General features: G+C 58.6%; 18 protein-coding genes and 3 pseudogenes. 12 read left to right on the top strand and 9 right to left on the bottom strand.

From position 1 onward, the window contains the following. Positions 1-86 precede the first annotated feature (86 nt). The 5 genes from AC3I0A_RS06915 to AC3I0A_RS06895 are packed head-to-tail and all read left to right on the top strand — an operon-like array spanning position 87 to position 4,229. On the top strand, positions 87-893 hold the full coding sequence (locus tag AC3I0A_RS06915; protein ID WP_489376896.1) for an alkaline phosphatase family protein: 807 nt from the start codon (positions 87-89) through the stop codon (positions 891-893). After that, positions 890-1,735: an ABC transporter permease gene (locus AC3I0A_RS06910; RefSeq protein WP_489376895.1), complete on the top strand. Its 846-nt coding sequence runs from the start codon at positions 890-892 to the stop codon at positions 1,733-1,735. The genes AC3I0A_RS06915 and AC3I0A_RS06910 overlap by 4 nt, the downstream gene beginning before the upstream one ends. Continuing rightward, positions 1,722-2,522, top strand: coding sequence for an ABC transporter permease (locus AC3I0A_RS06905; RefSeq protein WP_489376894.1), 801 nt, complete (start codon positions 1,722-1,724; stop codon positions 2,520-2,522). Before AC3I0A_RS06910 ends, AC3I0A_RS06905 begins: the two co-directional genes overlap by 14 nt. Continuing rightward, positions 2,519-3,523, top strand: a complete 1,005-nt coding sequence (locus tag AC3I0A_RS06900; protein ID WP_489376893.1) for an ABC transporter ATP-binding protein — start codon at positions 2,519-2,521, stop codon at positions 3,521-3,523. The genes AC3I0A_RS06905 and AC3I0A_RS06900 overlap by 4 nt, the downstream gene beginning before the upstream one ends. Positions 3,524-3,575: 52 nt before the next feature. Then, complete coding sequence (locus AC3I0A_RS06895) at positions 3,576-4,229, top strand: HAD family hydrolase (protein WP_489376892.1); 654 nt, start codon at positions 3,576-3,578, stop codon at positions 4,227-4,229. 93 nt (positions 4,230-4,322) lie between these two features. Here the strand turns inward: AC3I0A_RS06895 and AC3I0A_RS06890 are convergent, their stop codons facing one another. Beyond that, positions 4,323-5,285 carry an NAD(P)H-quinone oxidoreductase gene (locus tag AC3I0A_RS06890; protein ID WP_489376890.1) on the bottom strand — a complete coding sequence of 321 codons (963 nt, stop codon included), beginning with the start codon at positions 5,283-5,285 and terminating at the stop codon, positions 4,323-4,325. Between the two features lie 139 nt (positions 5,286-5,424). Between AC3I0A_RS06890 and AC3I0A_RS06885 the strand changes: the two genes are divergently transcribed. Both AC3I0A_RS06885 and AC3I0A_RS06880 read left to right on the top strand, forming a co-directional pair. Then, positions 5,425-7,506: a carboxy terminal-processing peptidase gene (locus AC3I0A_RS06885; protein ID WP_489376889.1), complete on the top strand. Its 2,082-nt coding sequence runs from the start codon at positions 5,425-5,427 to the stop codon at positions 7,504-7,506. A gap of 134 nt (positions 7,507-7,640) precedes the next feature. Further along, positions 7,641-9,419, top strand: coding sequence for a bifunctional diguanylate cyclase/phosphodiesterase (locus AC3I0A_RS06880; RefSeq protein WP_489376888.1), 1,779 nt, complete (start codon positions 7,641-7,643; stop codon positions 9,417-9,419). A 165-nt stretch (positions 9,420-9,584) separates the two neighbouring features. Here AC3I0A_RS06880 and AC3I0A_RS06875 read toward each other — a convergent pair whose 3' ends face one another. The 5 genes and pseudogenes from AC3I0A_RS06875 to bamJ all read right to left on the bottom strand — a co-directional run bounded on the left by AC3I0A_RS06875 (position 9,585) and on the right by bamJ (position 12,299). Next, a complete protein-coding gene (locus AC3I0A_RS06875; RefSeq protein WP_489376886.1) occupies positions 9,585-10,013 on the bottom strand; it encodes a tetratricopeptide repeat protein in 429 nt (142 codons plus the stop codon). Next, positions 10,014-10,385, bottom strand: coding sequence for a hypothetical protein (locus AC3I0A_RS06870; protein WP_003179080.1), 372 nt, complete (start codon positions 10,383-10,385; stop codon positions 10,014-10,016). Continuing rightward, the gene (locus AC3I0A_RS06865) at positions 10,382-10,723 is read right to left on the bottom strand and encodes a helix-turn-helix domain-containing protein (protein ID WP_489376884.1); all 342 of its coding nucleotides are present in this window, start codon (positions 10,721-10,723) and stop codon (positions 10,382-10,384) included. Before AC3I0A_RS06865 ends, AC3I0A_RS06870 begins: the two co-directional genes overlap by 4 nt. A gap of 117 nt (positions 10,724-10,840) precedes the next feature. Next, positions 10,841-11,293 (bottom strand): annotated as a pseudogene (locus AC3I0A_RS06860) (YkvA family protein); the annotation flags it as partial. Positions 11,294-11,585: 292 nt separating this feature from the next. Next, positions 11,586-12,299 carry a BamJ family beta-barrel-assembly machinery protein gene (gene bamJ, locus AC3I0A_RS06855; protein ID WP_489376883.1) on the bottom strand — a complete coding sequence of 238 codons (714 nt, stop codon included), beginning with the start codon at positions 12,297-12,299 and terminating at the stop codon, positions 11,586-11,588. Between the two features lie 270 nt (positions 12,300-12,569). Here bamJ and AC3I0A_RS06850 point away from each other — a divergent pair, with 270 nt between their 5' ends. The 4 genes and pseudogenes from AC3I0A_RS06850 to AC3I0A_RS06835 form a co-directional block, all read left to right on the top strand. Beyond that, the gene (locus tag AC3I0A_RS06850; RefSeq protein ID WP_489376882.1) at positions 12,570-14,378 is read left to right on the top strand and encodes a di-heme-cytochrome C peroxidase; all 1,809 of its coding nucleotides are present in this window, start codon (positions 12,570-12,572) and stop codon (positions 14,376-14,378) included. Between the two features lie 28 nt (positions 14,379-14,406). Then, positions 14,407-15,540: a catalase family protein gene (locus AC3I0A_RS06845; RefSeq protein ID WP_489376881.1), complete on the top strand. Its 1,134-nt coding sequence runs from the start codon at positions 14,407-14,409 to the stop codon at positions 15,538-15,540. A gap of 389 nt (positions 15,541-15,929) precedes the next feature. Further along, positions 15,930-16,244 (top strand): helix-turn-helix domain-containing protein, encoded by a 315-nt coding sequence (locus tag AC3I0A_RS06840; RefSeq protein ID WP_489376879.1) that lies wholly within the window; start codon positions 15,930-15,932, stop codon positions 16,242-16,244. Between the two features lie 79 nt (positions 16,245-16,323). Next, positions 16,324-16,635 (top strand): annotated as a pseudogene (locus AC3I0A_RS06835) (catalase family protein); the annotation flags it as partial. Between the two features lie 133 nt (positions 16,636-16,768). Here the strand turns inward: AC3I0A_RS06835 and AC3I0A_RS06830 are convergent. Then, positions 16,769-17,503 carry a hypothetical protein gene (locus AC3I0A_RS06830; RefSeq protein WP_489376878.1) on the bottom strand — a complete coding sequence of 245 codons (735 nt, stop codon included), beginning with the start codon at positions 17,501-17,503 and terminating at the stop codon, positions 16,769-16,771. Positions 17,504-17,525: 22 nt separating this feature from the next. Further along, on the bottom strand, positions 17,526-18,293 hold the full coding sequence (locus tag AC3I0A_RS06825) for a sterol desaturase family protein (RefSeq protein WP_489376877.1): 768 nt from the start codon (positions 18,291-18,293) through the stop codon (positions 17,526-17,528). Positions 18,294-18,326: 33 nt separating this feature from the next. Here AC3I0A_RS06825 and AC3I0A_RS06820 point away from each other — a divergent pair. After that, positions 18,327-18,616: pseudogene (locus tag AC3I0A_RS06820) on the top strand (catalase family protein); the annotation flags it as partial. Positions 18,617-18,631: 15 nt separating this feature from the next. On the opposite strand, the gene AC3I0A_RS06815 reads toward AC3I0A_RS06820, so the two are convergent. After that, positions 18,632-19,600, bottom strand: a complete 969-nt coding sequence (locus tag AC3I0A_RS06815) for a type II secretion system F family protein (RefSeq protein ID WP_489376875.1) — start codon at positions 19,598-19,600, stop codon at positions 18,632-18,634. Positions 19,601-19,603 lie beyond the last annotated feature (3 nt).

Here is a 19,603-nt window from a genome sequence, read left to right as displayed (position 1 = left end):
CCCTCATCGCGAGCAAGCTCGCTCCCACAGTGGACCAAGTTGAATCCAGGTTTTCTGTATTCCTGTTTTGCGGAGTCCCAGTCCCTATGCCACACAACGTCATCCTTGTCGTGCTCGACGGTCTGAATTACGAGGTCGCCCGGCATGCCATGGGGCACCTTCAGGCCTACGCTGGCGCAGGACGCGCGGCACTCTACAAACTCGAATGCGAGCTGCCGGCACTGTCCCGGCCGCTCTATGAATGCATTCTTACCGGTGTGACACCGATCGAAAGCGGCATCGTGCACAACAACGTTTCGCGTCTATCCAACCAGCGCAGCGTGTTCCACTACGCCACCGACGCCGGGCTCGGCACCGCGGCGGCGGCCTATCACTGGGTCAGCGAGCTGTATAACCGTTCGCCCTTCAACGCGGCGCGCGATCGCCACACCGAGAACGCCGGACTACCGATCCAGCACGGGCACTTCTACTGGTCCGATCACTACCCGGATTCACATCTGTTCGCCGACGCGGAAAACCTGCGCCTGCGACACTCGCCGAATTTTCTTCTGGTACACCCCATGAACATCGACGACGCCGGGCACAAGCACGGCCTCGATACCCCGCAATACCGCAACAGCGCACGCTCGGCCGACATCATTCTCGCCGACTACCTGCAAGGCTGGCTCGACGCCGGTTATCAGGTACTGGTCACCGCCGACCACGGCATGAACAACGACCGCTCGCACAACGGCCTGCTCGCCGAAGAACGGGAAGTGCCGCTGTTTGTCCTCGGCGAGGCGTTCAGCCTTGATCCCGATGCCGCGCCGAAACAGACCGAACTCTGCGGCACGATCTGCGAATTGCTGGGCGTTGCCCATGACAAAGCTGTCTGCCGGGAGCTGTTGAAGTGAACTCGATCACCCGCGGCAAATGGCTGGCGGTACTCTGCCTGGTGCCCTTCGCGCTGTTCTTCATCGTGTTCCAGATTGCTCCGCTGTTCTGGGTGATGATCCACAGCGTGCAATCGGAAGAGTTCGGCTGGGGTCTGGCCAACTTCACTAAAATCTTCAGCTCGAAGTTCTATTTGCAGGCGATTCAATACAGCCTGGAGATCAGTTTCTGGTCCAGCGTGTTCGGGATCATCATCGCCGTGCTGGGCAGTTATTCGCTGCGCCGGGTCGACTCGCGACTGCGCAACTTCGTCAACGCCTTCGCCAACATGACCAGCAACTTTGCCGGTGTCCCGCTGGCCTTCGCCTTCATCATCCTGCTGGGCTTCAACGGCACGTTCACCATCATGCTCAAGCAGGCCGGGATCATTCAGGACTTCAACCTGTACTCCAAGACCGGGCTGATCATTCTTTACACCTACTTCCAGATCCCCCTCGGCGTGTTGCTGCTTTACCCGGCTTTCGACGCCCTGCGCGAAGACTGGCGTGAATCCGCTGCCCTGCTCGGGGCCAGTGGCTGGCAGTTCTGGCGGCACATCGGTTTACCGGTGCTGACCCCGGCATTGCTCGGAACCTTCGTGATCCTGCTGGCCAACGCCCTTGGCGCCTACGCTACGGTATACGCGTTGACCACCGGCAACTTCAACGTGCTGACCATCCGGATTGCCGCGATGGTTTCCGGCGACATCTCCCTGGACCCGAACATGGCCAGCGCCCTGGCTGTGGTGCTGGTGACCCTGATGACGCTGGTCACCATCGTGCACCAGTTGCTGTTGAAGAGGAGCTACCATGTCTCGCGCTGAAACCGGCTCCGTGGTCATTTACCACCGGGTAGTGGTTTATCTGCTGTTCGCCATTCTGTTGCTGCCGCTGGCCGGAACACTGATCTACTCGATCGCCAGCAGTTGGTCGGCGACCATTCTGCCCAGTGGCTTTACCGTCAAATGGTATGTCCAGCTGTGGAGCGACCCGCGTTTTCTCGGAGCCTTCGGCCAGTCGTTGCTGGTCTGCGTCGGCGCCCTGATATTGTCGGTGGTGCTGATTCTGCCGTTGCTGTTCGTGGTGCATTACCACTTCCCCAAGCTCGACGCGCTGATGAACATCCTGATCCTGCTGCCCTTCGCCGTACCGCCAGTAGTGTCCTCGGTGGGGTTGTTGCAGCTCTATGGTTCCGGGCCGTTCGCAATGGTCGGTACGCCATGGATTCTGGTCGGTTGCTACTTCACCGTGGCGCTGCCGTTCATGTACCGGGCGATCACCAACAACCTGCAAGCGATCAACCTGCGCGACCTGATGGACGCCGCTCAACTGCTCGGCGCCAGTACCTGGCAGGCTGCATTTCTGGTGGTGTTGCCGAACCTGCGCAAGGGCTTGATGGTGGCGTTGCTGCTGTCCTTCTCGTTCCTGTTCGGTGAGTTCGTGTTCGCCAACATCCTCGTCGGCACCCGCTACGAAACCCTGCAGGTCTACCTGAACAACATGCGTAACAGCAGCGGCCATTTCACCAGTGCGCTGGTGATTTCCTACTTTTTCTTTGTGCTGGTTCTGACCTGGGCTGCCAATATCTTGAACAAGGACAAAAGCCAATGAGCTTCGTCAGCGTCCAACACCTGCAAAAAAGCTATTCACAAATGGGCTCTGCCGGCACCCCGGTATTCAGCGACATCAACTGCGAAATCCAGAAGGGCGAGTTCGTCACCCTGCTCGGCCCGTCCGGCTGCGGCAAGTCCACCCTGCTGCGCTGCATCGCCGGGCTGACCGCGGTGGATGGCGGAAAAATTCTCCTCGAAGGCCAGGACCTCGTCCCGCTGAGCCCGCAAAAACGCGGCATCGGCATGGTGTTCCAGAGCTATGCGCTGTTCCCCAACATGACTGTGGAACAGAACGTCGCCTTCGGCCTGCGCATGCAAAAGGTCAACGCCGATGACAGCCGCAAGCGTGTGCACGAGGTGCTGCAACTGGTGGAGTTGACCGACTTCGCCGCACGCTATCCGCATCAGCTTTCCGGCGGCCAATGCCAACGGGTGGCTCTGGCCCGCTCACTGGTCACCCGGCCGCGTCTATTGCTACTGGATGAACCGTTGTCGGCGCTGGATGCGCGGATTCGCAAACACCTGCGCGAACAGATCCGGCAGATCCAGCGTGAGCTCGGTCTGACCACGATTTTCGTCACTCACGATCAGGAAGAAGCCCTGATCATGTCCGACCGGATCTTCCTGATGAACCAGGGCAAGATCGTTCAGAGCGGTGACGCTGAAACCCTCTACACCGCACCGGTGGACGTGTTCGCCGCTGGGTTTATCGGCAACTACAACCTGCTCGACGCCGCCAGCGCCAGCAAGTTGCTGCAACGCCCGATCAGCAGTCGCATCGCCATTCGTCCGGAAGCCATCGAGTTGAGCCTGAACGGTGAGCTCGATGCACAGATCCGCAGCCATAGCTTGTTGGGCAACGTGATTCGTTACCGCGTCGAAGCGCGTGGCGTGGAATTGGTGGTCGATGTGCTGAACCGTTCAGCGGCTGATTTGCATGCCGATGGTCAACGCCTGGCGCTTTCCATCGATCCGACGGCCCTGTGTGAGGTAGCCTGATGCTTTTGTTGCGCCCGATTAATTTGAAGAGTTTGAAGAGAGAGCGGCCCTGATGGCTTTGGCAATTTTTGATCTGGACGAAACCCTGATCCATGGCGACTGCGCCACTTTGTGGAGCGAACAGATGGGCCGCCTCGGCTGGGTCGACGGCGAGTCCTTCATGCGTCGCAACAACGAGCTGATGGACGCCTACAGCCACGGCAAGTTGCGGATGGAGGAATACATGACCTTCAGCCTGGAACCGATGATCGGCCGAACACCGGAAGAACTCGAGCATTTGGTGGGGCCTTGGGTGGAAGATTTTATCGAGCCGATCATCTTCAGTGACGCCACCAAAGCCATCGCAGCTCACCGCAAGGCCGGCGACCGGATCCTGGTGATCTCGGCCTCTGGCACGCACCTGGTCAAACCGATTGCCGAGCGTCTGGGCATTGACGAGATCCTGGCGATCGAACTGGAAGTAACCCATGGGGTTTACAGCGGCAAGACCCTCGGCACCCTGACCTACCGCGAAGGCAAAATCAGCCGTTTGCTGGAGTGGCTGGACACCGAAGAGGAAAACCTCGAAGGCGCGAGTTTCTATTCCGACTCACGTAATGACCTGCCGTTGTTACTGAAAGTCGACTTCCCGCATGTGGTCAACCCGGATCCGGTGTTGCAGGAACATGCCGAAAAAGCCGGGTGGCCGATTCATCAGTGGAAGTAGCAGCACCGAGTCGACTTCATTCGCGGGCAAGCCCGCTCCCACAGGTATTGTGTTGTCCTTGTGGGAGCGGGCTTGCCCGCGAAGCTTTTGGGATCAGACCAGGCTTTCGTCAATCACCAACACCAACTTGCCCGACACCTTGTTGCTCGCCAATTCCGCAAACGCCGCTTCAGCGTCCTTGATTGGGAAAGTTTTGGCCAGTTGCGGGCTCAACCGCCCTTCGGCGAACAGTGGCCAAACGTGCTGATTGAGGTCGCTGAACAGGTCCGCCTTGAATTGCCCGTCGCGGTTGCGCAGGGTCGACCCCAGTAGCTGCACCCGTTTGGCCAATATCTGCGCCAGATCCAACTGCGCTTCACGGCCACCCATCAGACCGATAAGCACCCAACGACCATCGCGCGCCAGCAGTTTCAGGTTCTGCGCGGCATAGTTGGCACCTACCGGATCGAGGATGACGTCAAACGGCCCCACGTCATTCAAACTTTCCAGACCATCGGTACGGACCACCCCGCCCTGTGCGCCCAACGCCTGGCAATAGGCCAGACGCTGCGCCGAACCCACACTGACCCAGCACGGGTTACCAAAGGCTTTGCACAGCTGGATAGCAGCCGACCCAACACCGCTGGCGCCTGCATGCAACAGCACTTTTTCACCGGGCTTGAGCGCCGCCAGCTGGAACAGATTCAACCACGCGGTGCTGTAAACCTCGGGCAGTGCCGCCGCTTCAGTCAGTGACAAGCCCTCCGGCACCGGCAACACATGCCGCCCGTCGACCACCACTTCTTCGGCCATCCCGCCACCGGCCAATAGCGCGCAGACGCGGTCACCCACTTGCCAGGACGAACCCGCTCCCACTTCGCTGATCACCCCCGAACATTCCAGCCCCAGTACCTGGCTGGCGCCAGGCGGCGCTGGATAGAGCCCCGCTCGCTGTAACAGATCGGCCCGGTTCAAGCCCGCCGCCGCGACTCGAATGCGAACTTGCCCTACATCGCATGCAGGACTCGGCTCTTCAACCCACTCCACTTGACCGTCAACGCCTTGCAATGCCTTCACAGTGCCTCCATAGTGAGTCTGGACTGAGCCCGCTGCTGTAGCGTCGGGCTTTATTGCATTATGCGACCGGCCCCTATGGAACCGGCGACTTCAAAGACGGCCTAATATGCGTTATCAATTGCCCCCGCGTCGAATCAGCATGAAGCATTTGTTCCCCAGCACCGCCCTTGCTCTTGTCATCGGTCTCGGTCTTTTGCCGCTGTCGACCCATTCGTTCGCAGCCAATAGCTGGGACAAGCTTCAGCCTGAGCGTGATGAGGTGATTGCCAGCCTTAACGTCGTCGAGTTGCTCAAACGTCATCATTACAGCAAGCCGCCGCTCGATGACGCGCGCTCCGTGATCATCTATGACAGCTACCTGAAGCTGCTGGATCCGTCGCGCAGCTACTTTCTCGCCAGCGATATTGCCGAATTCGACAAATGGAAAAGCCAATTTGACGACTTCCTCAAGAGCGGCGACCTGAATGCCGGGTTCACCATCTACAAGCGTTACCTGGACCGCGTCAAAGCGCGTCTGGACTTCGCCTTGGTCGAACTGAACAAAGGCGTCGACAAAATCGACTTCACCGCCAGGGAGTCCTTGCTGATCGATCGCAAGGATGCGCCTTGGCTCAAGTCCACCGCGGAACTCGACGACCTGTGGCGCAAGCGCGTCAAGGACGAAGTGCTGCGCATGAAGATCGGCGGCAAAGAACCCAAGGCCATTCAAGAGCTGCTGACCAAGCGCTACAAGAATCAGCTGGCGCGTCTGAATCAAACCCGTGGCGAAGACATCTTCCAGGCTTACATCAACACCTTCGCCATGTCCTACGATCCGCACACCAACTATCTGTCACCGGATAACGCGGAAAACTTCGACATCAACATGAGCCTGTCGCTGGAAGGCATCGGCGCCGTGTTGCAGAGCGACAACGACCAGGTGAAAGTCGTGCGTCTGGTGCCGGCAGGCCCGGCGGACAAAACCAAGCAAGTCGCACCGGCGGACAAGATCATCGGCGTCGCCCAAGGCGACAAGGAAATGGTCGACGTGGTCGGCTGGCGCCTGGACGAAGTGGTCAAACTGATCCGCGGGCCTAAAGGCTCAGTGGTGCGTCTGGAAGTGATTCCGGCCAGCAATGCGCCGAACGATCAGACCAGCAAGATCGTTGCCATCACTCGCGAAGCGGTGAAACTGGAAGAGCAGGCGGCGAAAAAGTCGATCCTCAACCTGAAACAGGACGGCAAGGACTACAAGCTCGGGATTATTGAAATTCCGGCCTTCTACCTCGATTTCAAAGCCTTCCGTGCAGGTGATCCGGATTACAAGAGCACCACCCGCGATGTGAAGAAGCTGCTGACCGAACTGCAAAAAGACAAAGTCGACGGCGTGGTCATCGACCTGCGCAACAACGGCGGCGGCTCGTTGCAGGAAGCCACCGAGCTGACCAGCCTGTTCATCGACAAAGGCCCTACCGTGCTGGTGCGTAACGCCGATGGTCGGGTCGACGTGCTTGAAGACGAAAACCAGGGCGCGTTCTATAAAGGCCCGATGGCAGTGCTGGTCAACCGTCTATCGGCTTCGGCCTCGGAGATTTTTGCCGGCGCCATGCAGGACTACCACCGTGCGTTGATCGTCGGCGGCCAGACCTTCGGTAAAGGCACCGTGCAGACTATCCAGCCGTTGAATCACGGTGAGCTGAAACTGACTCTCGCCAAGTTCTACCGGGTTTCCGGGCAGAGCACCCAGCATCAGGGCGTGCTGCCGGATATCGATTACCCGTCGATCATCGACACCAAGGAAATCGGCGAGAGCGCCCTGCCTGAAGCGATGCCGTGGGATACCATCCGTCCGGCGATCAAGCCAGCGCTCGATCCGTTCAAACCGTACCTGGCGCAGTTGAAATCCGAGCATGACGTACGCACGGCCAAGGATGCGGAGTTCGTGTTCATTCGCGACAAACTGGCCCTGGCCCAGAAGCTGATGACCGAAAAAACCGTCAGCCTCAACGAAGTCGAGCGTCGCGCACAGCACTCCGATATCGAAGCCAAGCAACTTGTCATGGAGAATATCCGGCGCAAGGCCAAAGGTGAGGAGCCGCTCAAAGAGCTGAAGAAAGAAGACGAAGACGCGCTTGCGGCCGAACCAGACAAGACCAAGCCGGAAGACGACGCTTACCTGAGCGAAACCGGGCGAATTCTGCTGGATTACTTGAAGCTCAACACTGCGGTAGCAAAACACTGACCATGATGGCAATTTAATGTGAATGCTCCCCGGAGCGTCATCAAATAGTCATCATTCTGTCGTGAAATACAGGACCGGGCCGCGCTTCTACAAAGGAGAGCGGCGCCGGTCCTTTTTTATCGACAGAGAACGCCATGACCACCACCGAACAGCTGAGCGCCTTGAGTTCAATCCTGGCTCAAAGCGGTTTACACAGCCTGTTCCAGCCAATCATTTGTCTCTCCGAAAGACGCATTCTCGGTTACGAAGCCCTCAGTCGCGGGCCTTCCAATAGTCCGCTGCACTCGCCCGTCCCGCTGTTCGCCGTGGCCCGCCAGGCCGGCCGCCTCAGTGAGCTGGAATTGGCCTGCCGTCACAGCGCCTGCCGACGTTTCAACGAACAGAAACTGCCGGGCAAACTGTTCCTCAACGTCTCCCCCGAATCCCTGCTCGAAGCGGCTCACCAGCCAGGCCGCACGCTGCAACTGCTGCAAGACTTCGGTATCGAGCCGAGCCAGGTCGTCATCGAACTCACCGAACAAACCCCGACCGACGATTTCCAACTGCTGCAAAGCGCCCTGCATCACTATCGGGCCATGGGCTTTTCGATTGCCCTGGACGATCTTGGTGCGGGGTATTCCAGCTTGCGGTTGTGGTCCGAGCTGCGCCCGGACTACGTGAAGATCGACCGGCATTTCATCGACGGCATCCATCAGGACGCGCTCAAGCGCGAGTTCGTCGGCTCGATCCTGCAAATCGCCAAGGCCTCACGGGCGCAAGTGATCGCTGAAGGTATCGAACTGTCGGAAGAGCTCGCGGTGCTGATCGAAATGGGCGTGGATCTGGTCCAGGGCTACCTGCTCTGTCGTCCGCAGGAACATCCACCGCAGGATGCGCGAACCCTGATGCCCAAACACGCCAGCACGGTGGTGGCCCTGAACGATGAAGCCAGCGACCTCAGTGCCCTGCTCAACGAGCAACCGGCCGTGGCCCGGGACACGCCGACCGCTACGGTGCTGGAAGCCTTCCGGCGCCAAGCCAACCTCAACTCCCTGGCGGTGCTGGATGATCAGGGGCACCCCTGCGGGATCGTCCATCGCCATTCGCTGTCGGATGCGTTGCTCAAGCCTTTTGCCACCGACCTGTTCGCGCGCAAGCCCATCAGCCGGTTGATGAACGATGACTTCCTCGCCGTCGAGCTGAGCCAGTCACTGCAGCAGGTCAGCCGACTGATCACCAGCCGCGCCCGGCAACGGATCGAAGAGGACTTCATCATCACCGAGGGCGGCGGCTACCTGGGGCTGGGACGAGTGATCGACGTCCTCAAGCTGATTACCGAGTTGAAGATCCAGCAGGCCCGCTACGCCAATCCACTGACCCTGTTGCCGGGTAACGTGCCGATCCAGCAGTGCCTGGCGCGGCTGCTGCAACAGGCTCGTGAGTCGGTGATCTGCTATGTGGACATCGACAGCTTCAAACCCTTCAACGATATCTACGGCTATGGCCGTGGCGACGAAGTCCTGCTGTGCCTGGCGCAGTGTCTGAATGATCGCGTCGACCCGAGCCGCGACTTTGTCGGGCATATCGGCGGTGATGATTTTCTGCTGGTGCTGGGCCCTGACGATTGGCGCAAACGTCTCAACCAGTTATTGGACGATTTCCACAGCCAATGCCGGCGCTTCTATCGCAGTGAACACCTGGAAGCAGGCTGCTTTATCGCGCCTAACCGCCAGGGGATCCGTCAGGAATTCCCGCTGCTGTCGCTGTCCATCGGCGTCGTGCATTTGTATCCACAGGCCTGTGGACAACTCGACTCCAGCCAACTGGCGGAGCTGGCTTCACAAGCCAAGCATCACGCCAAGAATGTGCCGGGGCACAGTATTTATGTGATCGACAGTCTGGAAATAGGGTTGCCGGTGGTGGAGGGGTTTTAAGTTATCTGGCGAGATTGGCGGTGATTGATCTGACGTCTTCGCGGGCAAGTCGGATCGCCGCACCGCCGCTCCCACATTTGCTCTGAAGTGATCACCCAATAGTGTTCACACCGGAGATCCCCTGTGGGAGCGGGCTTGCCCGCGAATGCAGGAAGCAAGGTCACATCAGATTGAATGATTGTCCTCGGCCCCAGAACCACCGTTCGACTCCAGCTCCTTGAGCTTGATCTCAGCCAACGGATGCCCAGCCTTGGCCGCCATCGTCCACCAACGGGCCGCCTCAGCCGCGTCAGGGGCCTTGCCGGGTGTTCCGGCCAGGCTGATCACGCCCACTTGATACGCCGCCTTGCCATCCCCAGCCAGCGCCGCCAGGCGCAGCAAACGCACGCCCTCTTCGCGAGCACCAAGGCCTTGGCCACGGAAGGTCAGGATATGACCGTAAAAGCTCTGGGCACCGACATCCCCCAGATTCGCCATGCGCGCGAACTGACCTTCGAGCCAGTGCCAGCCACGCGGCTGTCGCACGAACCACGACCAATGAAACAGCCTGCGCGCCAACCAGTAACTGGCGCGCGCTTTAAGTCGCCAAAGCACTCAGGCCTCCGCGGATTCGGGATACTCGTATTCGAAAACCCGCACCACTTCGGATGCATGCCAGGAAGCCGCAGCAACCCCGTCGGAAGGACCGGAAAAACGCCCGAGGCGCTCGACACACTCGAAGAAGCCAGTGCGCGGCAAGCGGCTGGCACCCTGGCTGATCACCAGCGAGCTGCGCAACGGCTGTTCTGCCCGGGCATCCAGCGCTGCCAGATGTTCCAGAGCGGCGGTCAGGGTTTGCATGGCCGGACTGGGTAACTGCAATCGCTCAAGCAAGGCCCTGTAAGTCAGTAGATGACGCTGGCGGCGAGCTTGATCGAGCTCCCCCAGCAACCCGTCCCAATGTTGTCGACTGATGCGTACGCTCACGTTTCGTCCCTCCATCCCGGCACCGCCAACTCCCAGGCCAGGCTGCGGCGAATCGCGGCGTCGGGTTGACGCTCACCGCTTTCAATCAAGGCCAGATAAGACGGGCTGATGCCTACCGTGCGGGCCAGCGCCTCAATGGCGATGCCCTTCCCTTCGCGCAAACTGCGTAGTTGATCCAGACCTGGAAGAATCTGGTCGGGTGCTGCCGCGGGACGGACTGTTGCTTCTCGCGGCGATTGTTCGGTGACGCCTGCAGCTTTTAACAAAGCTTGATATTGAGCCCATGGCAGAACCGCATACTCGGGCTCCCCATCGCGTGCAATTATCTGAATATCCATTACTACCCCGTAGGACAACAACACTTAGCAAGTCGGCACTTTTCCTTTGAAGTGTAATCCTAACAGCCGCCAAGGTCGCGATGGGGTATCAATCTGCGGATGAGCCTGAATCGGCTCGTTTTTTTTCGGACCTTGCAGTTGGAGTTGCTCCGGTGTGTCCGGCAACCGCTCAACCACTGCCAGCTTTTCCGGCGCCTGACGGGCGCGCCAGGTACGGAAGGCGTTCAGTTCATCGTCGAGGACTTTCATCAGCCAGGCCAGCACGGCAATGTCGTCGAGCATGCCGAACAGCGGAATGAAATCCGGGATGGCATCCAGCGGGCTGAGGAAATACATCAGGCCCGCGACGACCGACAGCAGCGCCTTCGGGCTGATGGCCCGGTACTCGCCACGCCAATAGGCCAGACACAGCGCCTGTAACAATCGCAGGTCATCCTTGAGCTTGCCCAGACGGTTGCCTTGACTCGCGCCTTTGCTCGCCACGGCAAAGAGCAAGGTCGGCAAACGTCCTCGGCTGAGCAGTCTTCCCGCCATTGGCAGGAAACGAGCGAAATTCCAGGGTGCTTTCATCATCCCTCCCACTGAAATGTTATCCACACAAATTGTGGATAACCTTGTGAACAGAGCCGCTTTTAACGCCTGAAAGGCCCATTGCATAAGGGCTGAACTCAGATCGGGCGTTTTTTACTCACATAAAAAAACCCCATTATTTCATTGACTTGGCTACCCGACTGAGTCTAACACCGGCAACCTCAATGTATGACTCTAGCCTGTGGAGTCCGTTCGCTTTCTTGCCCGCCTCCAATCGCCAGATGCAACAACGCCCCGTATGGACGGGGCGTTGTTTTATAGCAGACGCCAGTTACTTGGCGGCGCCTTCTTTGGCCGGATCCTTGATCGCGATCAGCTCCAGATCGAATACCAGCACCGAGTTGGCCGGAATCGTCGGGCTTGGGCTTTGCGCGCCGTAAGCCAGTTCGCTAGGGATGTACAACTTGTACTTCTCGCCAACGTGCATCAATTGCAGGCCTTCGACCCAACCCGGGATCACACCGCTCACTGGCAAGTCGATCGGGCTGCCGCGCTCGACGGAGCTGTCGAAAACGGTGCCGTTGGTCAGCTTGCCGGTGTAGTGAACAGTCACTACGTCAGTCGACTTGGGCTGAGCGCCATCGGCTTTCTGCACCACTTCGTATTGCAGACCGGAAGCGGTGGTAGTGACACCCGGCTTCTTGGCGTTATCTTCGAGGAATTTCTTGCCGGCGGCTGCCGACTCTTCACTCATCTTGACCATGCGCTCTTCAGCACGCTTCTGCAGTGCAGCGAAGGCTTCGACCAGTTCGTCGTCTTTGAGCTTCTGTTCTTTCTTGCCGATGGCATCTTCAATGCCCTGGGCTACAGCTTTGGAGTCCAGATCATCCATGCCTTCCTGAGCAAGGCTTTTGCCCATGTTCAGGCCGATACCGTAGGAAGCTTTTTGCGCCGGGGTTTTCAGCTCTACGCTGGTCTGCGAGTCACAACCCGCGAGTACCAGGCCAACCAGGGCCACCGCCGCCGCCAACCGATGCTGTTTCATGCTATTTCCTTGTTCATGCGCCTAAAGGGCAATCGAGAGTAAAGTCGCGAGCTTATCAGGCGGCCACGACCAATGGCTACCGGCATGAGAGCCGGAGATTTCCGATAAGTTCAGGTCTTTAAACGCATTTTGCCGCATTGGCCAACTTTGACCGTCGGCCCGAACGCACAACCAGACAGGTCGCTTCGCACAGCATTCGCGGTAATGGCCACTTGCCGCACGCCTTGAGCTAAGGCATAAGGGGACCATAAACCGACAAGGATGTTTATCTTGCGCCAGCTATCCCGCGTGTTACTGCTGATCGTCGCCCTGCTCTGCCTCGGCCTGGTCATCGTGCTGTATTACGTCGCCAACCCGAAACTGCCCGGTTATGTACCCGTCAAACAGGTGCATTACCTTGAACAGTGGAACGCCGCCGACCGCCAGACCTATTACTTCACGCCCCAGGGCACTCAGGTCAAAGGCCTGCGCTACGACTGGTTCAGCGCGCTCGAACTGCCGTTCTCCGAACAGCGTTTCGCCGCCCCGGAGTACCTCGCCCGTTTCGGCTTTCTCGTCGACCCGGCGCAGAAAGCCAACCCGAACAATCCCGGCAACCTGCCGGTCGGCTTCGCCCGCCATCAGAATCCTGGCAGCAAAGAAGAGTTTCTGGATATTACCTGCGCCGCCTGCCACACCGGTGAGCTGCGCTATAACGGCCAGGCTGTGCGGATCGACGGTGGTTCGGCCCAGCATGTTCTACCGTCCAGCGTTCCCACGCTACGCGGCGGAAGCTTCGGCCAGGCCCTGGTGGCCAGCCTCGCTTCTACCTATTACAACCCATGGAAGTTCGAACGGTTTGCACGCAATGTCCTGGGTGAGGACTACGATGCGCAACACCCGCAACTGCGCACAGCGTTCAAAGAGTCGCTGGATACCTTCCTGAGCGTTGCCTGGAACGACACCCATCGCGGCCTCTACCCGACCGAAGAAGGCCCCGGTCGCACCGATGCGTTCGGGCGCATCGCCAACGCCAGCTTCGGCGATGCCATTTCTGTGGATAACTATCGGGTCGCCAACGCCCCGGTGGATTATCCACAGCTGTGGGAGATGTGGACCTTCGACTGGGTACAGTGGAACGGCTCGGCTCAACAGCCGATGGCACGCAATATCGGCGAAGCCCTTGGGGTCGGCGCTACGCTGAATTTCTTCGATGCCGCAGGCCAGCCTCTCAAAGGCGACGCTCGTTACCCCTCAAGCGTGCGCGTGCGCGACCTGCACCTGATCGAAGAAACCCTGCAACGGCTCAAGCCGCCGGCCTGGCCCGAAGCGCTGCTCGGCAGCATCGACAAGCCTTTGGCCGCCCAAGGCCGGACGCTGTTCACTGAAAACTGTGCTGGCTGCCACGTACCCTCTGTGACGCAAAGCAATGGCCGTCCCCTGCAAACCTTGAAAATGTTGCCAGTGAACGTGATTGGCACCGATCCAGGCGCCGCCAACAACATCGCCGACCACCGCTTCGATCTGACAGCCCTGCAATGGGATCCGGCGGAGCTGGCGAGTCTGGATGTCAAACTGCATCCAACCCCCACCGAGCCTCTGGACCTGAGCCAACTCTCAGTGGCCAAAGGCCTGGCCTACGTCACCGCCTTCGTCGAGAACCGCGCTTACCGCGATGCGAATGTCACACCTGCGCAACGCCCGGCTCTGGATGGATTCGGCCTGCCGATCGGGGTTCGTGAATTGCGCGCTTACAAGGCTCGACCGCTGGCGGGCGTCTGGGCCACTGCGCCGTTCCTGCACAACGGTTCGGTCCCGAGCATCTATCAACTGCTTTCGCCGCAGGATGAACGGGCGACCAGCTTCTATAAAGGCACGTTCGAATACGATCCACGCCATCTGGGCTATCGCACCGAAGCCTTTACCAATGGTTTCGTGTTCGACACGCGGATCACCGGCAACCACAACAGCGGTCACGAGTTCCGTGCCGGTGAGCGTGGTAACGGGGTCATCGGACGCTTGCTGCAACCCGAAGAGCGCTGGGCCTTGCTTGAGTATCTGAAGGTGCTCGGCGGCCCGCTGGAATCGCAATTGCCATGACTATCGCTTGCGTAAAAAGGACTTTCCCATGTTGACCACCCTCTGGCTGCGTATCGGCGCTCTGTTGGGCAAAATCCTGCTGTTGCTGCTGTGGTTCGGCCTGCTTTGCTGGGCGCTGGCCAGCGCCTGGTTCGCTTGGCATCACAGCGGCGCGGTCTCGACCGAAGAGCAAATCCCGCCGGGCGAAGCGGCGATGACCCAGGACATCATCCAGACCGCCGTGCGCATCGTTGACCAGCACCGTGAAAACACGCGCTATCTGCGTGACGCCCATGCCAAGGCTCATGGTTGCGTCAAAGCCGAAGTTCAGGTGCTGCCCGATCTGCCAGCGCCGCTGCGTCAGGGCGTATTCGCCGAAGCCGGCAAGACCTGGCAGGCAACCCTGCGCCTGTCCAACGGCAACGCTTATCCGCAGTTCGACAGCATCCGGGATGCCCGGGGCATGGCGATCAAATTGTTGGATGTTCCCGGTAAGCAGCTGTTGAAAGAACAGCAGAGCCGTGGCGAGCAGGACTTCGTGATGTTCAATCATCCGAACTTCTTCGTCAGCGATGTCGCCGAGTACCGTCAGAACGTCGCCGCGCAGGCCGATGGCAAGAAAGCCATGGCGTTCTTCCCGAGCTGGGACCCGCGTGGCTGGCAGGTTCGCCATCTGTTTATCGCGCTGGCAACGCTGGCGCCAGCGCCTGCCAGTCCGACCCAGACCACCTACTTCTCGGTGTCGCCCTACAAGTTCGGCAGCGCCAATGCCAAGTTCCGCGTCGCGCCGGATCCCGAAAGCTGCCCGATCTATAACCTGCCAACGCAGAATCAGGCACTGCCGAATTTCCTGCGCAGCGCACTGAATCAGCAATTGTCGACCGATCGGGTCCCGGCGTGTTTCGTCCTGCAGATCCAGCGCCAGGATCCGGCCAACTACATGCCCATCGAAGACACCAGCGTCGATTGGCGTGAAAAAGACGCGCCCTTCGAGACCGTGGCACGGATCAAGATCCCGGCCCAGGACTTCGACACCCCGGTGCTGAACCTGCAATGCGACAACCAGTCCTTCAACCCATGGTTCGGCCTGGAAGCACACCGGCCGATTGGCGGTATCAATCGTCTGCGCAAGGCGGTGTATGAAGCTGTCAGCGATTATCGGCATACTCGCAATGCGGAGTAATCGACACGAGACCGTCAACGGTGAACATAAAAAATGGAAACATCGACAGTACAGTCAATCAAACTGACAATTATCTCTGCCACGGGCCTATCAAAGGATGCCCTGCATATCTACGCAGGCCTGGCCCTGCTGCTAGGCGCCTGTGGATTGTTTAGAAAGCCGTTGAGCTCGGTTGCCTGCTGGCTGATAGTCTTGATCTTCGCATGCACTAACGAGCTATTTGACATGCGTGACGATATCACCGGCCTGGGATACTGGCGTTGGCAGGCCAGCCTTCATGACGTTGTGAACACTCTCTTCTGGCCCACAGCGCTTTCACTGCTACACCGTTTTAAAGTGCTGGGTAGAAACCCGGCATAAGACGCAGAGTTGAAAACACGAGGTACCCAATGAAAAAGCGCGATCTGTTTGCAGAAATGATGCAGGGCGTCAGCGAAATGGCAGCGCAGCGCGAAGGCAAGATCACTCTTCGCCAGAATACCGTGGAGGACAAGCCTGCTCCCGAGGTGTCCGCACAAGAGATTGTGGCGCTACGCGGGAAGCTGCACATGTCCCAAACAGTCTTTGCCAGGCGCATACGCACCAGCCCAGGCACTTTGCGGAACTGGGAGCAAGACAAATCAAAACCCAATGCCCAGGCCGCTCTGTTGATCAAACTGGTGGAAAAATTCCCTGACATGGTTGATCGGTTAGGCGCTGTGTAAAAGCCTGGCCATCATTGTTGAATCAGACGCTACAAAAAAAGCCCCGCCTTCGATGTGAAGAGCGGGGCTTTTTTCTCTGCAATTGTCGACCGATCGGGTCCCGGCGTGTTTCGTCCTGCAGATTCAGCGTCAGGATCCGGCCAACTACATGCCCAGCGAAGACACCAGCGTTGAATGGCGTGAAAAAGACGCGCCCTTCGAGACCGTGGCACGGATCAAGATCCCGGCCCAGGACTTCGACACCCCGGCGCTGAACCTGCAATGCGACAACCAGTCCTTCAACCCCTGGTTCGGCCTGGAAGCACATCGGCCGATTGGTGGTATCAATCGTCTACGTAAGGCGGTGTATGAAGCTGTCAGCGATTATCGGCACACGCGCAATGCCGAGTAATCGACACGAGACCGTCAAGGGCGAACATCGAACTTTGAAGTTATTTGGTTAATTTTCCGGAAGCCAATCGAGTTCCTCCACCTCCTCACAGGCGGGCACTACGGTCACTTCGCAAAGGCCGCAGGTTTTTGTGTCAACCTGGCCCCAATGAATACCCCAGGATCGGCTGCAGAAAAATATGCGTGCTAACGTGGGCTGTTTCTGCCGTTACAAAGCCATACCGCCAGTAGAGGAAGCCCCAAAGAATGCCTACCAGTATGAATCGCACGGCGACGTAGAGTAAAAAAATTGGCGTTATGTGCGGCGGATAAAAACCTGCTGCGTTGAGCAGCATGGGGATGGTCTGGGCGAGAATAATGGCGATCCAGTAAGCGGTTTTGGGGGGTAGTCCTTGCGAGTCTCGCCAAGCAAGCCCTATGCCCCATACCACAGCAGACATGAAAAATAGTTGGTAAAGAATGGTTTCGTTGAACGCGCGCAGCATGAAGTAAATCATGCGCTCGGATAGGGTGAACTCGGAAAAATAAGCAACGTAAGGCGGCGGTAGCAGGTGCCTGAATACTACGACGTCGATGGTCGCGATGTATATTGTGACGAGCAGCCCAATACCAAAAGCGACAGCAATAGGATGACCAAGATCATGGGACGCCAGTCGAAGGCCGGTGCGCTGCGCAAAAAAAATCCCCGAGGTAGTGAGTGCAAGAAACAGCGCGACGCGAATCCACGGCATATCGCCGGTGACGGCGTTGAAGACAATATCGAAACCTGCCATTGACGCAATTACCGCACCGACGAGCAGAAGCGTGCCGGCCGGTAGCCAGCTCGAACGAGGTGAGCTTTTTGAGAGCGCTTGGATACGCATAGTCATGTTCGCCTGCACCTGATCCGTGCTACTTCGCCCGGACGGGCCAGATAATCGCATCGATCAGGCCGGACGGCGGTTTCTTGTCGTCGAGGCCGGAGGGTGGAAACTCCCCCGCGCGCGGCTGGCGGTAGGTGCCGAACAGCACGTCGAAGATCGGAAACAGCCCTGCGAAATTGCAGTTGCAGTGCTCAGGCAGCGCCGAGTGGTGAATGCGATGATATTGCGGCGAGTTCAGAGCGAACGACATGCGGCCGAAGCCAATTCGGATATTCATATGGGAAAACACATTGTAGAAACTGATGGCCGCGTATAGGCCGAAGATGGCGGAATTTGCTTTGAAGATCACTCCGGCCAGCATGAAGATCGTCAGCATCTTAATCCCGTGTTCAGCCCAATGATGCCGGCTGGTTGTGGTTGCGTTTAGCGCCGTATCGCTGTGGTGGAACGAATGCATGGCCCACATCACCGGAAAGCGATGCTGCGCACGATGGAACAGGTACTCCATGAAGTCGAGCGTGAAAGCATAAAGCAGAAAGCCGAACAGTAGCCCCCATCCAGTGTTCGGCAGATCGATCCAGCCTCCGCCTGCAGCATTGACGGCGACAACGGTGGCAACGGAGACGAGCGGAATAATTGCGGCCTGCGCCAAGGCGTACAACAGCGTGTAGACCAGATTAAAGCCAACCGACTTTAATGGTTGCACCTGGGCTGGATTGATGCGCTCGATGAGAAGGGCGATCACGATGATGGCCAACAGCGGGATGGTACCGAGTAAGGCGGCTTTAATGTCCATTATGACCCGATCCTCTAAAAGTAGTGTCTTTCGGCGTGTTTCGTCTTGCAGATCCAGCGTCAGGATCCGGCCAAATACATGCCCATCGAAGACACCAGTATTGAATGGCGTGAAAAAGACGCGCCCTTCGAGGGCGTCGCGCGGATCAAGATCCCGGCACAGGACTTCGACACCCCGCGCTGAACCTGCAATGCGACAACCAATCCTTCAACCCCTGGTTCGGCCTGGAAGCCCATCGGCCGATTGGCGGGATCAATCGCCTACGCAAGGCGGTGTACGAGGCCGTCAGCGATTACCGGCACACCCGCAACGCGGAGCAATAAATCGGAAACCAAGCCTTATATCTTCCCGAAGACTTTAAGCACCCCGATGAGTGCAGGACCGATGGCCACCAGGAAGAAGCTCGGCCACAGACAGAAAATCAGTGGGAATACCAGTTTGGTGCCGATTTTCGCTGCCTTCTCTTCGGCAAGCTGGGTACGTCGGTCGCGAAACTCTTCGGCATAAACACGCAGGGTAGCGCCAACACTGGTGCCAAAGCGGATGCTCTGCGCCAGCAAGCTGACCAGCCCACGAATGTCCTCAAGCCCGGTGCGTTCGGCCAGGTGTTTCAGCGCTTCCGTACTAGGAATGCCGGCGCGGATTTCAGAGTTGACCAGCGCCAGTTCCAGGGCCAGTTCGGGCTGGCTGACCGACATCTCATCAGCCACCCGTTCGATGGCCTGGGGCAAGGCCAGGCCCGACTCCACGCAGACCACCATCAGGTCCAGGGCATCCGGGAAGGCCACGAGCAGCCGAGTCATCCGTGCCTGCTTGCGCTTGTCGACATAGATTGCCGGCACCAGCCAACCCACACCCAGTGCCGCAATCACCAGACAGATACCCATGATCATCGACAGCTTCGGGATAAATGGCAAAGCCAGAAGCGTAAGACCCAGCAGTATCAATGGCGACAGCAGACGAATCGCCCAGTACATCTGTACTGCCGCGGGCGAGCGATAACCCGCGTGCGTCAGCAACATTCGGGTGGGCGAGGCCTTCCCCTGCTCACCGGAGGCAAAGCGCTGGCCCACCTGTTCCAGCAGCAATTGCAGGTTACTCGGCGCATTCTGCCCGAGGTTCTCCCCGCCATGACCGCGTTTGATCAGCGCAAGACGGCGCTGCACCGGATCTTGCAACCCCAACGCCAGCAATGCCAGGGTAGCCGCAGCGAGCACCACGCACAGGCCGACAGCCCCAACGAACAACAGGCGCGCCAGTTGTTCGTTGCCCGCCACACGATTGAGTAGACTTAGCAGATATTCCATGAT

The sequence above is a fragment of the Pseudomonas sp. KH_024_B2 genome (assembly GCF_057839965.1).
The sequence above is the reverse complement of the archived record's forward strand: the minus strand, read 5'-3'. Positions and strand labels throughout refer to the sequence as shown.

Excerpts from the sequence above, each read along its gene's own strand:
- AC3I0A_RS06915 (WP_489376896.1), top strand. The coding sequence starts at position 87 with ATGCCACACAACGTCATCCTTGTCGTGCTCGACGGTCTGAATTACGAG.
- AC3I0A_RS06905 (WP_489376894.1), top strand. The coding sequence starts at position 1,722 with ATGTCTCGCGCTGAAACCGGCTCCGTGGTCATTTACCACCGGGTAGTG.
- AC3I0A_RS06900 (WP_489376893.1), top strand. The coding sequence starts at position 2,519 with ATGAGCTTCGTCAGCGTCCAACACCTGCAAAAAAGCTATTCACAAATG.
- AC3I0A_RS06895 (WP_489376892.1), top strand. The coding sequence starts at position 3,576 with ATGGCTTTGGCAATTTTTGATCTGGACGAAACCCTGATCCATGGCGAC.
- AC3I0A_RS06885 (WP_489376889.1), top strand. The coding sequence starts at position 5,425 with ATGAAGCATTTGTTCCCCAGCACCGCCCTTGCTCTTGTCATCGGTCTC.
- AC3I0A_RS06880 (WP_489376888.1), top strand. The coding sequence starts at position 7,641 with ATGACCACCACCGAACAGCTGAGCGCCTTGAGTTCAATCCTGGCTCAA.
- AC3I0A_RS06865 (WP_489376884.1), bottom strand. The coding sequence starts at position 10,723 with ATGGATATTCAGATAATTGCACGCGATGGGGAGCCCGAGTATGCGGTT.
- bamJ (WP_489376883.1), bottom strand. The coding sequence starts at position 12,299 with ATGAAACAGCATCGGTTGGCGGCGGCGGTGGCCCTGGTTGGCCTGGTA.
- AC3I0A_RS06845 (WP_489376881.1), top strand. The coding sequence starts at position 14,407 with ATGTTGACCACCCTCTGGCTGCGTATCGGCGCTCTGTTGGGCAAAATC.
- AC3I0A_RS06840 (WP_489376879.1), top strand. The coding sequence starts at position 15,930 with ATGAAAAAGCGCGATCTGTTTGCAGAAATGATGCAGGGCGTCAGCGAA.
- AC3I0A_RS06830 (WP_489376878.1), bottom strand. The coding sequence starts at position 17,503 with ATGACTATGCGTATCCAAGCGCTCTCAAAAAGCTCACCTCGTTCGAGC.
- AC3I0A_RS06825 (WP_489376877.1), bottom strand. The coding sequence starts at position 18,293 with ATGGACATTAAAGCCGCCTTACTCGGTACCATCCCGCTGTTGGCCATC.
- AC3I0A_RS06815 (WP_489376875.1), bottom strand. The coding sequence starts at position 19,600 with ATGGAATATCTGCTAAGTCTACTCAATCGTGTGGCGGGCAACGAACAA.